The organism is Streptococcus sp. SGI.013 (assembly GCF_050315295.1).
In the GTDB taxonomy this organism is placed as follows: Bacteria; Bacillota; Bacilli; order Lactobacillales; family Streptococcaceae; genus Streptococcus; species Streptococcus porcorum.
The window spans coordinates 18,267-31,478 of record NZ_JBNPOS010000002.1 but is presented as its reverse complement, the minus strand read 5'-3'; the positions used below and the strand labels follow the sequence as shown (position 1 = coordinate 31,478).

15 protein-coding genes and 1 tRNA gene are annotated in these 13,212 nt (G+C 37.3%); 3 read left to right on the top strand and 13 right to left on the bottom strand.

What is annotated here, in order from left to right; genetic code table 11:
• Nucleotides 1-17: 17 nt before the first annotated feature.
• The 8 genes from rimP to ACQRDX_RS00680 form a co-directional block, all read right to left on the bottom strand.
• Complete coding sequence (rimP, locus tag ACQRDX_RS00715) at nt 18-488, bottom strand: ribosome maturation factor RimP (protein ID WP_427893790.1); 471 nt, start codon at nt 486-488, stop codon at nt 18-20.
• Between the two features lie 151 nt (nt 489-639).
• Nucleotides 640-3,006: an acyltransferase family protein gene (locus tag ACQRDX_RS00710; protein ID WP_427893735.1), complete on the bottom strand. Its 2,367-nt coding sequence runs from the start codon at nt 3,004-3,006 to the stop codon at nt 640-642.
• The gene (locus ACQRDX_RS00705) at nt 3,003-3,377 is read right to left on the bottom strand and encodes a hypothetical protein (protein WP_427893737.1); all 375 of its coding nucleotides are present in this window, start codon (nt 3,375-3,377) and stop codon (nt 3,003-3,005) included. The genes ACQRDX_RS00710 and ACQRDX_RS00705 overlap by 4 nt, the downstream gene beginning before the upstream one ends.
• 101 nt (nt 3,378-3,478) lie before the next feature.
• Nucleotides 3,479-3,565, bottom strand: a tRNA-Ser gene (locus ACQRDX_RS00700).
• Nucleotides 3,566-3,629: 64 nt separating this feature from the next.
• Entirely contained in the window at nt 3,630-4,265 is a 636-nt protein-coding gene (gene trmB, locus ACQRDX_RS00695) for a tRNA (guanosine(46)-N7)-methyltransferase TrmB (protein WP_427893739.1), read from the bottom strand.
• A 2-nt stretch (nt 4,266-4,267) separates the two neighbouring features.
• Complete coding sequence (gene ccrZ, locus ACQRDX_RS00690; protein ID WP_354369417.1) at nt 4,268-5,050, bottom strand: cell cycle regulator CcrZ; 783 nt, start codon at nt 5,048-5,050, stop codon at nt 4,268-4,270.
• Nucleotides 5,051-5,103: 53 nt separating this feature from the next.
• Nucleotides 5,104-6,141: an ABC transporter permease gene (locus ACQRDX_RS00685; protein ID WP_427893741.1), complete on the bottom strand. Its 1,038-nt coding sequence runs from the start codon at nt 6,139-6,141 to the stop codon at nt 5,104-5,106.
• Nucleotide 6,142: 1 nt separating this feature from the next.
• Nucleotides 6,143-6,868, bottom strand: coding sequence for an ABC transporter ATP-binding protein (locus ACQRDX_RS00680; RefSeq protein ID WP_427893743.1), 726 nt, complete (start codon nt 6,866-6,868; stop codon nt 6,143-6,145).
• 66 nt (nt 6,869-6,934) lie between these two features.
• Here ACQRDX_RS00680 and ACQRDX_RS00675 point away from each other — a divergent pair, with 66 nt between their 5' ends.
• Together ACQRDX_RS00675 and ACQRDX_RS00670 are read left to right on the top strand one after the other, a co-directional pair.
• On the top strand, nt 6,935-7,351 hold the full coding sequence (locus tag ACQRDX_RS00675; protein WP_354369411.1) for an HIT family protein: 417 nt from the start codon (nt 6,935-6,937) through the stop codon (nt 7,349-7,351).
• Nucleotides 7,352-7,648: a chemotaxis protein gene (locus tag ACQRDX_RS00670; protein WP_354369409.1), complete on the top strand. Its 297-nt coding sequence runs from the start codon at nt 7,352-7,354 to the stop codon at nt 7,646-7,648. It begins immediately after the preceding gene.
• A gap of 48 nt (nt 7,649-7,696) precedes the next feature.
• Here the strand turns inward: ACQRDX_RS00670 and brpA are convergent, their stop codons facing one another.
• The 5 genes from brpA to ACQRDX_RS00645 all read right to left on the bottom strand — a co-directional run bounded on the left by brpA (nt 7,697) and on the right by ACQRDX_RS00645 (nt 12,083).
• Complete coding sequence (gene brpA, locus ACQRDX_RS00665; RefSeq protein WP_427893746.1) at nt 7,697-8,896, bottom strand: biofilm formation/cell division transcriptional regulator BrpA; 1,200 nt, start codon at nt 8,894-8,896, stop codon at nt 7,697-7,699.
• A gap of 8 nt (nt 8,897-8,904) precedes the next feature.
• Nucleotides 8,905-9,426, bottom strand: coding sequence for an N-acetyltransferase family protein (locus ACQRDX_RS00660; RefSeq protein ID WP_427893748.1), 522 nt, complete (start codon nt 9,424-9,426; stop codon nt 8,905-8,907).
• Nucleotides 9,423-9,860: a tRNA (adenosine(37)-N6)-threonylcarbamoyltransferase complex ATPase subunit type 1 TsaE gene (gene tsaE, locus ACQRDX_RS00655; RefSeq protein ID WP_427893750.1), complete on the bottom strand. Its 438-nt coding sequence runs from the start codon at nt 9,858-9,860 to the stop codon at nt 9,423-9,425. Before tsaE ends, ACQRDX_RS00660 begins: the two co-directional genes overlap by 4 nt.
• A gap of 92 nt (nt 9,861-9,952) precedes the next feature.
• A complete protein-coding gene (locus ACQRDX_RS00650; RefSeq protein WP_427893752.1) occupies nt 9,953-11,413 on the bottom strand; it encodes an NCS2 family permease in 1,461 nt (486 codons plus the stop codon).
• Between the two features lie 82 nt (nt 11,414-11,495).
• Nucleotides 11,496-12,083: a DUF1361 domain-containing protein gene (locus tag ACQRDX_RS00645; RefSeq protein WP_427893754.1), complete on the bottom strand. Its 588-nt coding sequence runs from the start codon at nt 12,081-12,083 to the stop codon at nt 11,496-11,498.
• A gap of 94 nt (nt 12,084-12,177) precedes the next feature.
• Between ACQRDX_RS00645 and ACQRDX_RS00640 the strand changes: the two genes are divergently transcribed.
• Nucleotides 12,178-12,990, top strand: coding sequence for a Cof-type HAD-IIB family hydrolase (locus tag ACQRDX_RS00640; protein ID WP_427893756.1), 813 nt, complete (start codon nt 12,178-12,180; stop codon nt 12,988-12,990).
• Nucleotides 12,991-13,212 lie beyond the last annotated feature (222 nt).

Here is a 13,212-nt window from a genome sequence, read left to right as displayed (position 1 = left end):
GACGGGGCATTCCTTTCTTAAAGTTTAACCGCAAGACGAGCTTTTGCAACCGTCTTATAGGGAATCTCAACAGTTTTTTTACGCGTTTTATCCATATAATCCATCGTCAAGGTTTCACCATCAAAGGCAACTAAGTCCCCTTCAAAAATCTTGACTTTATCAATTGCCTTATAGAGACTCACATTGATATATTGACCAATCGCAGCCTCTAGGCTTTCTTTTGTTTTAAGCGGACGCTCCAAACCAGGGCTAGAAATCTCTAGGAAATACTGCTCTGGAAATGGATCAGGCTTGATAGTATCTAACAAGGGACTGATAATCTCTGTTAAATCTGCTGTATCTTCAACCGTAATCCCTTCTGGCTTGTCAACTAAGATGCTGAGAATATAGTCTCCTCCCATCTTTTCATACTCGACATCAACCAACTCAAAGGGCTCAACAATAGCAGGTGCAACAATTTCTGTTACAATGTCAACAATTGTAGCGATGACATCTCCCTCCTTTTCTTACTTTTTGAACACAGATAGAGGCGAAGTTCTTACTCCGCCCCTTTCTCATATGATTTTTACATATTATATCACAATATCCCGAAATTGCAAGTAAAAAGATTAATAAGGACGTAGAGCTATTTTTAATGCCCTACTTCCCTTCTTTAGTTTGTGCTTTCTCTAAAGCAGCAGCAATGTTATCAACATAGTAACCTGATGCGAGCGCTAGCATCTCATAATCTTCAAAACCAACTTCGTGATCAAAGTGCACCTTATCTGTGCCTTCCCAAATTTCAGGGTGCTCTTTAGCAACCTTAGACCAATCTGCCACAGTGATATACGAATATTTTTTTGCTAACTGTAATTCATATTCTTTTAATTGATTAACCGTAGCTGTCGGCTCATCCACATAATTTCCATTATAAGGCGTGACTAAAACTAAGCGTGTCCCACTAGGTAACTGGGCCAACAAATCATCTAAGACTTCCTTGAAATTTGTGATTTCATTCACGCCAACAGCTAAGACCAAATTCTTTGGTAAACTACCATTAGCAATATAATTTTTCACAATTTCTACCGCATCTGCTAAATTACGGTTAGACTGGCTATCAATGATAGCCGTTGGAAATTTGGCAGTCAGAGCATCTCCAGCATGAACAGCCACTGAGTCACCAACAATCAAGGTACTATCTAAAACTGTGCCTTCCTCTCCTGTTTTAAAGGGAGCAAGACCATCTTTAATGGTTTGGATAAACAAATCTGACCCTTTAAGACTGGTTTCTGCGGTATGAGAAAAGTGCATCCCATCTGAACCCTCCCAAATTTCAGGATGATCAATAGCTGTTTGATACCAGTCTGCAATGCTCACACGGTCATACTGGCCAACAAGGCTCCGCTCAAACTCTACCGTTGCCTTTGTTTCCTCCGGATATTCATCACGACTATAAGGGGTTACCAATACTAAGTGCTTGTCTTTTGGAAGCGCATTGACAAATTGCATCACATCATTTTCATAGTCATAAACAGAATTTGCCCCCACTGCTAAAACGACAAAATCAGGCAAAGTTCCATTATCAATATGGTTTTGATAGATCTCATAAGCCATATCAAAACTACGACTCACCTGAGTATCAATAATGGCATTTCCCAAAGCGCCAGGCATGGTTTCAAAGGCATCTAAGGCAACTGAATCGCCAATCACCATGACATTGTCATAGTTTTCTGCCACCACTGTAGAACTTGACTGTCCTGAGACCTCTACTAAGCGCCGTGTCGTGGCTAAACTGGTTGCTGATTGGCGTAAGCCTTTATCTAACATCCCAGACTCAAAATGTCCTAATTTTGGAGCCTTTTGAGCAATAGTGATCGTTGTGATGGTTGATAATAACACAACCGTGACCATCAATAACATCAAGGTCTGATTTAACCATTTCGGATTTTGTTTCAGAAAATCTGGTTTTTTCCCCATCAACAAAGGTTCGATGACATAAAAGGAAATCGCAGCCAAAAGACTGGAAAAAATGAGTGTGACCAACACCGCTATTTCATGCGGCATCAGTTCTTTGGTAATTTGATAAATTGGCCAATGAAAGAGGTAAATACCATAGGAAATTGCAGCTAAAATAGTTGCCCAGACAGGCTCTGATGTCTTCGGTAACTTATCATTTAAAACTCTAGTGCATACAATAAACAGAGTCGCCAACAAGCTAGCAGCTAAAAAGCCAACACTATATGTAATAGGATTGGTGAAACTAAGAAAAAGCGCTAAACTCACTAACCCCATAAGACTAAGACCTAGTCCGATGACAATTGTCTTTATTGGTAAAATTTGAGCTAGTTTTTGATAATAGACACTTTTTTCACGAATCCCAACAACAGTCGCTAGAAAGCTTCCTAAAAATAGCGGATAAGCGTGACTGAAGCTAGAATAATAAAGCACAGATTGCTCTACCCCAGTCTGCTGACCAAAAACCATCAGCGCCCAGCTAGCTAAACCTAACAGAATGGATAAAAAAGCCACAACTTTTTTAAAGTTTTTTTTAACCCACTTGAGCTGACCAAGTAAAACCAAGGCGATAGCCCATAAAATATAGTAATGCACCTCCACAGCCAAACTCCACGTATGCAACAGCAAATGGGGAGCAAACTGCGCCTCATAATGACTTCCTAAACGTATTTCATAAAAATTAGTGACAAATCCAAGCGCAGCTAAGATTTGGTTTCCAATAGAAGCTCTAAAGTCATCACGAAGGACTAAGGTCAACGGGACACACATTAAAATCATAAAGATCAACGGAGGAACAATCCTGTAAAAACGCCGTCTAAAATAGCCAAGTAAGTCAATCTTTCCCTTTTTTTGAAACTCATCAATCAACAAAGCTGTTATGAGATAGCCTGAAAAGGTAAAGAAAATATCAACGCCTATAAAACCTCCAGGTAAAAAATCTTTATAAAAATGGTAAACCAAGACAAAAACTAAACCGATGATACGGACAAAAGAAAACCACTGTATTCTCATTTTTGATACATCCCTTGCTTAAACTTTCCTTCAAAAACACGCCCATCCTCAAGGGTTAACTTTCCTTGACCATGAGCTTGCCCTTTTTTAAAATCACCTTGATACGACCAACCTGCTGCTGAGGTAAAGGTTCCTTTTCCATCAAAACTACCATGGCTAAAATTCCCTTCATACCGATCTCCTGTATCGTAAACCAGACTACCTTGACCGTTTAGCCGATCATCTTGGACATAACCTGTGTAGTGAATTTTACCTTGATCTAAGGTTAGGCTTGTTTTTTTAGGTGCTTGCCCTAAACTAAAAATAGCTGCTCCTAAGATCACAAAAACACACCCCAACTCCAATAAACTTTTCAAAAATCTCTGTTTCATTTCCTTCCTTTTTCTAGTAAAAAAAGCTAGTGATGAGCTAGCTTTTTTTTCATATTGTTATCCTTACTAGTCGTCAGCTTTTATACTAGTAATTTCACTAAAGGAGAGGAGGGGATTCGAACCCCCGAGCCCCGTTAAGGACTACACGCTTTCCAAGCGTGCGCACTCGGCCACTATGCGACCTCTCCATCAATAATAAGAACAAAATTTGCCCCTATTATATCTCATTTTGATAATATTAGCAAGCTAATTTTAAAATTGAGCTTCCACACGATAAATCACTTGACCCTTGTTAGAAAATTTTTCCTCATACTCTGTCATAACATTACCTTCATAGTCACTAGCATGTAAATCCAACCAAACTTGTTTTAATAACATACCATATTGTGAAAAACTTGCCAGGCTATACTCAAATAAACCACGATTATCTGTCTTAAAATGAATTTCACCGTTTTCAGGCAAGATTTGTTTATAGGTATCTAGAAAACTCTTATAAGTCAAACGACGCTTCTCATGACGTTTTTTAGGCCAAGGATCACTAAAGTTAAGATACATCAAATCAACTTCACCATCAGCAAAATAATTAGTCAAGCTAGAACCATCAACTAATAACAACTTCACATTTGGCAAATCAGCTTCCAAAACCTTATCCAAGGCATAACTCAAAACCGATAATTGAATATCAATCCCAATATAATTAATATGAGGATTTTGTGCTGCCATCCCTGTGATAAAACGTCCTTTACCTGATCCAACTTCAATATGAATAGGATGGTCATTGCCAAAAACCTCATGCCAATGACCCTTAGCTTCTTCTGGGTTTGTAATAACGTACTGAGGATGATTAGCCAATAGATCCTCAGCACCTTTACGTTTTCTCATGCGCATAATTAAAACTGCTCCCTAAATTTGCGTAATGCATAAATTTTCTTGTTAACGTATTCCATATCTCCAATTGCAAAAAATTTTACAATTTCAGACAGATAATTAAATTGTCCATACCACTTAACCTTACTCAAAACCTCTTCAGGAGTATGGTAGCCATAATAGTGTAGCCAAGTCTTCCAATTCTGACGTGGGATATAGTGGCTGAGCAAATAAGCAATGTCATACATCCGATCTGTTAGACGAACAGAATCCCAATCAACCAAATAAATCAGACCACTTGTGGTAATCACCCAATTGCTATGTTTCACATCGCCATGAACAATAGTAGCTTGATCTTGCTCAAACTCTGGCAAGGTTTTTCTTAATTCTTGAGCAACAGATTGTAAAAAGGAATTTTTTTGAATGTCAATCGGTGCATTAGCTTGCCAACTTGTTAGCAAATCATATGGATTTTCGATTTTATAGTTTAGTTGTAACAACTGATTCACAAGATGACGTGATTTATGTAAACGTAACAAAATATGCACAATTTGCTTACTGGTCATATCCTCTTTGGTTAAAATCCGTCCTTGTAACCATTCTTGAGCCGTCATCATGCCACCATTAGCTTGACGTTTTGCCCATAATAGTTGAGGAGCAATTTGTTCTTTGGCTAGGGCTGCTAAGATTGGTGTCGTATCCATTTTAACAAAGATGCGCTGGCCGTCTGGATAAGTCCCAATAAAGGCTTTACCACTTTTGCCTTTTAAAGGCGTCAATTCTAAATTATTTTCTTCCAATGACACCTACTCCTCCTTCTAAAACAACAGTATTATTTATTTTACTCGTTTTGACGAACTTAGTCAACAATCTTTCTGATTTTATAAGCTAAATAGATTTCAACCAGTACCACTTGCCCTAAAATCAACCCTAAACTAACCCATGAAAAACCTGTAGCTACTACTTCAAAAAGAACAAGGACATAAGCCAAGCCTCTCAAGACATTCATCAAGCCCTTCTTTTTATCCGAAATTTCTACTGGAAATAAACGTGGAGCATAGGTGTAATCATAAACATGATATAAGCCTAAAAGCTGGAATAATAGTAAATAATTTAGTGTCAGAGTCAAACCAACTGCCAGTAATTTTTGAGGAAGAAAAAGTAACACTAAGAGGGAAATAAAAAACAGGCGAAGTGTTAAACCAAAATAATCTCCTGTGCGAAATAAGGCTCTAATCAGAAGATTTTCCCAAGTCAATCGGTGAGCTTGAGGCATAAAAAATAAGAGCCGATCTAAATAACCCCTTCTTTTAACGCTTGTTGTGACGCCCTTAACCGTCGTAAACAAAGCAAAAAAACTTAAAATTCTACGTTGGCGCTTATTCTCAATCGCTATTACCCGATCCCAGTTCAAGAAGTTCCCCTCAACACTTGCTTTTTTTCTATAATGACTGATGACGTAACGTAAAAGTATCAGACTCATCACAAACAAAATAAAGTGGATAAGCGATAAACCTAATTTTAAAAATAAAGGTAAGACTAAAACTAAGATCGCCGTTTGAAGGGCTGAATAAGTCCAAAAACTACTCCGATAGGCCTTACGAACTTCTCTTATTACCTCTTCTTCTTTTGTCAGAAAGTAGAGCTTATCAGCCTCTTGAACATAAGTGGCAGGTCCACCTAAAAAAGGTAATAGCAAGGAGATGGAAAATAAAACAAGCGCAATAGGGTACGGATTCTTAGGAAAGTTTTGCAATAATTGGCTGTATTGCACCAATACAAATCCTAGTAGAAGCATTAAGACTAAAACAAAGTGATCATTCAAGACATACCGCAGATACTTCAAGGATTGCTGTCTAAAAACGTGTCGCCTTTTTCTAAAAGCATTTTCTACCATTTTAATCCTCTTTCGTCAATTTCATATAAATGGCCGTCAAATCTGCTTCAGGGTCTCCAAATTGTTGACGAAGTTCTTCCAAACTACCATTAGCTCTAACTTCTCCTTTATGAAGAATGACAAAGCGATCGCACATTTTCTCCGCTGAATCCAGCACATGGGTGGACATTAAGATAGACTTGCCAGCTTTCTTTTTTTCAGCTAATAACCTTGTCAAATCTGCGATGGCAATGGGATCTAATCCCAAAAACGGCTCATCCACAATCAACAAACTCGGATCAACCAATAAGGCGCAGATAATCATCACCTTTTGCTTCATGCCCTTAGAAAAATTAACAGGAAACCAATCGAGGCGATCGGTCAAGCGAAAAAGATCAAGTAACTCCTTTGCTTGGTCCATGGCTTTTTTATCGTCTAAATCATAAGCCATAATGACCGTTTCAATGTGTTCTTTTAACGTCAATTCTTCATATAAAATTGGGGTTTCTGGAATCAAAGCTACTTTCTTTCGATAAGCTGCTAAGTCATCAGACAAACGTAATCCATCAATACTAATCGTTCCTTGATAAGGTTGTAATAATCCAATAATTTCATTTATAGTAGTTGATTTTCCTGCCCCGTTCAAACCAATCAGGCCAACCAATTCACCATCTGCTACTTCAAAAGAAATATTTTTTAAAACAGGAATATTGACATATCCCCCTGTTAGATTTTCGATTTTTAACATAAGTTTTCTCACTAAAATTTGATATAATCATTATAACAAAAAGACTTAACTAAAGGAGAAATCAATATGGAGAATTGTATTTTTTGTCAAATTATTGCTGGAGAAATTCCATCATCTAAAATTTATGAAGATGATCAAGTGCTAGCCTTTTTAGACATTTCTCAGACAACTAAAGGTCACACCTTAGTGGTTCCAAAAACACATGCTAGAAATACACTTGAGATGACTGAAGAGGCTGCGTCACAATTATTCAGTCGTATCCCTAAAATTGCCCGCGCCGTTCAATCTGCTACACAGGCTAAGGGGATGAATATTATTGCTAATAACGAGGAAATTGCAGGGCAAACTGTTTTTCATACACATATCCACCTTGTTCCTCGATTTGATGAAAACGATGGCATCGCTATTCACTACACTACACATGAGCCTGACTTTACAGCCCTAGCTGAGTTAGCTAAAACAATTTCCAAAGAGGTGATTTAATTGAAACTATCCCATCTTGCCTTAATCAGTGGGTCAGCTGTTCTTGCCTATACCCTTTATAAAAAAAGAGACCACATCACACAATTTGCTCAAGAAGGTCTTAAAAATTTAGATGAAGCTAAAACGGATTTAGACAATATCCAAAACAACCTTTCTATTATCCAAGAGCAAACACAATTACTCCAAAAATACGGTCAAGATTTTCAGCAAAAATGGCGGTATTTTGAAAAGGAAAAAGATGCCCATATCTCTGAAATCAATCGCATTCTAGGACACTATCAAAAAACAAACTCATAAAAATATCCCCTGACAGAAAATTCTGTCAGGGGATATTTTTATGAAAGACTACTGAATCGGTTGTAAAGTAGCTGTATCTTGATAAGTTTGCTGGTATTGACCAACTGACGACGGAGCCTCTTGATAAACAGTACTTGGAGTATAAGTCTGATCTGTAGTAGATTGCTCTGAAGAGTATGAATCTGCAGTAAGATTTTCTGAATACCCATCACTACCACTGTCTAAGGTCACTCCATAATAATCATCATACAAAATAGCAGTCGTTGTCAAAGTCTTACTAGTTTTAAGTCCTAGTGCTTTCTTAATACGATTCTGAACAGTTAATAAATGTTCAGAAGTGACTAGCTGATAAGAACCGCCATTAATGGTAGCATCTTCACCTTTTAGCTGGTAGGTCTTGATATTTTTCAAAGCATCACTATAGCCTAACAAGCTTGGAATGGTTGAAGAGCTAATTTCAATATTAGTCTGCATATTGCCACTAACTGCTTTTAAAATGTCCTTGTACTTGCTCACACTATCTAAGGCTAAGACCTTCTTGACCACTTTGGTGATGACCTCTCGTTGACGACGTTGACGACCATAATCTCCCTCAGGATCATCATAACGCATACGTGCATAAACCAAAGCTTGATCTCCATTGATATGATGTGTCCCTGGTTCAACAGTTGCCGTATAAGCAGGTTCATTTGCTTCAATAGAAATAGGGAAATCAAAATCATTTGTCACGGTAATCCCACCTACCGCATCAACAAGCTGTACCAAACCTTCCATATTAATTTGAATATATTTATCGATGGTGATATCTAACATATCTTGAATGGTCATAATCGCCATTTGGGCTCCTCCAGCCGCATAGGCTGTATTTAGCTTCGCCTCAGAATTTGTGGCTTCATTATTTTTAGGTCCAGAAAGATTAATTAAAATATCACGCTCTAAACTGGTCATAGTTGTCTGATTTGTTTTAGGATTTATAGTTAACAGGATCATAGAATCACTATTTCCTTCCCATTTCGATGTTCGATCAGCAGAGCCTGTATCAACTCCCATTAACAAGATAGAAAAAGGCTTTGTCTGCTTAATAACATCCTGACTCCCCGAATTTTCTGAGGTATTAAAATCCTTAAACGTTTTTGATAACTCCTCCGTTGAAAAACCATAAATATTAGAAGTATAGACTCCTAGTGCAACCAAACTAAGTGTAAAAATTGCACCCAACATTAACAAAATTTTTCTACCAATTTTCATACGACTCTCTAATTTATCAGCTTACTCATCAAGTAAACATCTAAAAACTCCCCATCTTTTGTTTTTATGCCACGTTTTTTCAAACCTTCTATCTCAAAACCAAACTTTTCATAAATATGGATAGCCCGTTTATTGCGCTTTTGAACTGTCAGCTCCAAGCGCCTAATCTCCCCTGATTCTTCCGCCCAAGTCATAGCCGTATCTAAAAGAATTTGCCCGATACCGTAATTCCAATAATCCCTTTTGACCGCTATAAAAACATCACCTATATGGGATAAGGCGGGATCTTCTTCTCCTTTAATATTAATCAGTCCCAAAATAGTCTCTTGTGTTTTAGCCACAAGACAAATATTATTGTTCGACACACTAGACCATTCTAGAAAATCTTTCAATGCTTCTTTTGTGAAAGAAGAACTAGGAGTCTGCCAGGCAATATAATCTGTCTCTTCTTTAATGAGTAATAAGGCTTCTAATAATGCTTCTGCAACAAGTGGACTGGCTTCCACAATATCTAAGGTCGTCTCTGTCATACAAGTTCTCCAATGATTGCTTTGGAACGTGGTCCATTTGCAGATAGACTTACACAACGACCATCGTCAACCTTGCGGATTACAACCTCTAGATAATCATTTGGTAAGCTATCATTAAGAAGCTCTCCCCACTCAATCACTGTGACACCCTGACCAAAAAGAAATTCATCTAAATCAATAGAATCAGGATCATCTCCAATACGATAGACGTCTAAATGATATAAGGGAAGTTGCCCTTCATATTCACGAACTATAGTGTAGGTGGGGCTTTTAATCATTTGGGTGATCCCCAAACCACGCGCCAAGCCTTTGGTCAAGGTTGTCTTTCCAGCACCCAGATCTCCTGTTAATACTACTACATCTTGTTTTTTTAGAATACGGCCTATATTTTCACCAAGGGCCATCAATTCTTCTTCGTTATGACTTTTAAACATAAGGAAATTATATCAGAATTCTCTTTCTAATGCCACAGCTAAAAGAAAGAAAGCAAGAAAAAAAGAGAAGCTCAAGCTTCTCTTCAAACATCCTATAATATGGCTAAGATAACAAAGTTTAAAATAAATAAACCAGTTGCCACCCACAAAATAGGGTGAATCTCTTTAGATTTTCCAGTAGCTACTTTAACCAAGCAATAGAAAATAAATGCCGCTGCAATCCCGTATGAAATCGAATAGCAAAGTGCCATAAAGAAGGCTGCAAAGAAAGCTGGTAGAGCTTCTTCAAAGTTTTGCCAATCAACATCTAGGAATGAAGATACCATCATCACACCAACAATAATCAAGGCTGGTGCAGTGGCCGCTGCTGGCACAACGCCAATAAATGGCAAGATAAGAATAGAAAGTAAGAAACAAACTGCTGTAGAAACAGCTGTTAAACCAGTACGCCCACCAGCTGAGATACCTGCTGCTGATTCAACATAAGTCGTCGTATTAGATGTTCCAAAAATAGCACCGATAGATGTTCCAATCGCATCTGCGAAAAGGGCACGGTCCATCTTGGAATTAAACCCTGTGCTATTTTCAAGCGCTGCTTCATCTTCTGCTGAGAAGATTCCTGTTTTACGGCCTGTTCCAATAAAGGTTCCTAGAGTATCAAAGGTATCTGAAAGACTAAAGGCAAAAATCGTCATCAAAACCAGAGGTAAACGACTAGAATCACTAAAGAGTGAACTCATACCACCAAAGGCAGCAAGGAAAGTTGTTCCCAACTCTTTAAACCCTGTACTAATGTGATTGTTAGCAAAATCAATTGCTGACAGATCAACTACTCCCATAGGAATACCGATCAATGTGGTCAAAACAATCCCCAAAAGGATACCGCCACGAACATTTTTAATGACCAAAAATGCTGTTAAAATTAACCCAATGACTGCCAGTAAAACACTTGGATCCGTAAAGGTTGAAATAGCTGGGACAACACCACCATTACCAAAAACAGAGGTCACACCATTTTCAAATGTCTTTGCTGTTGCATCTGCTGGTGCGACACCATTGACTGTAATGATATTACTTGCAGAGGTTGAGAAGGTAATCAAATTAGCATTTTTAAATCCTAGGTAGGCAACAAAAACACCGATCCCTCCACCAATAGCATGTTGTAAACTAACTGGTATAGCCTTAATAATGCTTTTACGCACCTTAGTTACTGTGATAAAGATGTTAAACAAACCACAGATAAAGACCATAGCTAGCGCTTCTTGCCAAGAAAAGCCTAAACCAAAAACAACCGTATAAGTAAAGAAAGCATTTAACCCCATACCTGGTGCTAAAGCATAAGGGACATTAGCAAAGAGTCCCATGATTAAGGTTGAAATAACACTAGCAATAATCGTCGCTAGAAAAACAGCTTGTGTCGGCATCCCTGCTGCACCCAAAATAGATGGGTTGATAAAGAGAATGTACGACATTGCAAAGAAAGTAGTAATACCAGCAAAAATTTCTGTACGAACTGTGGTATTATGCTCTTTTAAGTTAAAAAACTTTTCCATTTGATTTGGATTCTCCTTTTTTCCGAACATTATTCAATTATACAAAAAAAACATTCCTTTTTCAAGGAATGTTTCTCCTTTTTTATTCTTTCTCTGCAAATACCATGACCATTATCTGGATAAAGGTAAATCCTAAAATAAAAGGTAGCGCCTCCCACGAAACCACTTCTACTATTTCCTTAACAACAAGCATCGGACGAGTAAAAATATCCCATGAATTTAATCTAGCATAACGTCCAATATGAATCGCAAAACTCGAAATAAATGATAAGCCACCAATGGTCAACAATCGTAAAACATAAGACTGCAGCTTAAACGCTTCAAAAATTAAGCGAACACTTTCAACACCAGCCATAACCCCAAAAAAGATACTAGGCACATAGAGCATAAATAAAATCATACTCTCTCTTTGCCACAAAACGGTGCTGGCAAAGTGCATATGTACAATATCTGTTACCATATAAAACGTATTAGGATAAAAAAATAGCCATAGTCCCGTCGCAATAACCTTTAAAATCCCTTGTTTACTCCAATGCGCTATCACTGCAAAATCTAGTGCCACTAAGGCTAAAAACATATTCCAAATGAGGTTTGGTCCTTGCAAATTATAACGTAAAATACTTGCTGAAATCAGCATAAAAAATAAATGAATCAATAAATTTTTCTTCATATTTAATTACTCCTAAACGAACCTTTCTTTAATAGATATTATAACACACTTCATCTAACTTTATCTTCACCCTTATTTTTGATATAATAAGCCCATGACAAAAAAAGTAATTGCTATTGACTTAGATGGTACCTTATTACAAAGTGATAATACCATCTCTGACTATACTATAGAAACCATTAAGAAAATCCAAGAACAAGGACACCTCGTCATTATTACCACGGGACGTCCTTACCGCATGGCTATTGAATATTACAAAATATTAGGCTTAACAACTCCTATGATTAATTTCAATGGCTCACTGACTCATATTCCTGAAAAAAAATGGGAATGGGAGCATAGCGTCAAAATTGATAAGAAGTATCTCTTTGAAGTTCTAAAACACGAAAAAAGTTTTGAGATGGACTTCATTGCCAGTGAATACCGCAAAAATTTCTACGTCACTAACCATCATCCAGATACTATTAAACCCGAACTATTTGGTGTTAAAAAAATGACACCAAATATGGTATTGATTCCAGAAAAAATTACTCGTGATCCTAATGCTCTTTTGATGCAAACGCGTGCTAAAGATAAATACCAATTGGCTTTAGATATTAAAAAGCACTTAAATGATGCTATCGAAGTTGATTCTTGGGGTGGACCACTTAATATCCTTGAATGCTCTCCTAAAGGAGTCCACAAGGCATACGCACTCCATTATCTCCTAAAAGCCTTAAATAAATCTCAAGATGATTTGATTGCCTTTGGTGACGAACATAATGACACCGAGATGCTAGCTTTTGCCAAAGTAGGCTATGCTATGAAAAATGCTAACAAGATCCTTCTTCCTTACGCAGACCAAATGACAGATTTTGATAATAATCAAGATGGGGTTGCCAAACAATTAGAAAAGTTGTTTTTGTAGAATATTTTTAATATTTTATTTTTTTCTCTGAAATAGGCTTAATAAGGGACTTTTTCCAACTTTATTAAGTCTATTTTTCTGTCATCATTTTGATAATTTATGAAATAATTTGCAAAACTTCTTGACTTTTAGTTGAAAACGCTTTAAAATTGTTTTGTTCTCATCTTTCATTGGGATCTCTAAGAATTGCCTTGATCGGTGACTGGAGATTATTTTTAGATA

Bases quoted from the DNA above. Each gene is read 5' to 3' on its own strand.
- ACQRDX_RS00710 (WP_427893735.1), bottom strand. From the start codon at position 3,006: ATGAGAATACAGTGGTTTTCTTTTGTCCGTATCATCGGTTTAGTTTTT.
- ACQRDX_RS00705 (WP_427893737.1), bottom strand. From the start codon at position 3,377: ATGAAACAGAGATTTTTGAAAAGTTTATTGGAGTTGGGGTGTGTTTTT.
- trmB (WP_427893739.1), bottom strand. From the start codon at position 4,265: ATGCGCATGAGAAAACGTAAAGGTGCTGAGGATCTATTGGCTAATCAT.
- ACQRDX_RS00685 (WP_427893741.1), bottom strand. From the start codon at position 6,141: ATGGTAGAAAATGCTTTTAGAAAAAGGCGACACGTTTTTAGACAGCAA.
- ACQRDX_RS00680 (WP_427893743.1), bottom strand. From the start codon at position 6,868: ATGTTAAAAATCGAAAATCTAACAGGGGGATATGTCAATATTCCTGTT.
- ACQRDX_RS00675 (WP_354369411.1), top strand. From the start codon at position 6,935: ATGGAGAATTGTATTTTTTGTCAAATTATTGCTGGAGAAATTCCATCA.
- brpA (WP_427893746.1), bottom strand. From the start codon at position 8,896: ATGAAAATTGGTAGAAAAATTTTGTTAATGTTGGGTGCAATTTTTACA.
- ACQRDX_RS00660 (WP_427893748.1), bottom strand. From the start codon at position 9,426: ATGACAGAGACGACCTTAGATATTGTGGAAGCCAGTCCACTTGTTGCA.
- tsaE (WP_427893750.1), bottom strand. From the start codon at position 9,860: ATGTTTAAAAGTCATAACGAAGAAGAATTGATGGCCCTTGGTGAAAAT.
- ACQRDX_RS00650 (WP_427893752.1), bottom strand. From the start codon at position 11,413: ATGGAAAAGTTTTTTAACTTAAAAGAGCATAATACCACAGTTCGTACA.
- ACQRDX_RS00645 (WP_427893754.1), bottom strand. From the start codon at position 12,083: ATGAAGAAAAATTTATTGATTCATTTATTTTTTATGCTGATTTCAGCA.
- ACQRDX_RS00640 (WP_427893756.1), top strand. From the start codon at position 12,178: ATGACAAAAAAAGTAATTGCTATTGACTTAGATGGTACCTTATTACAA.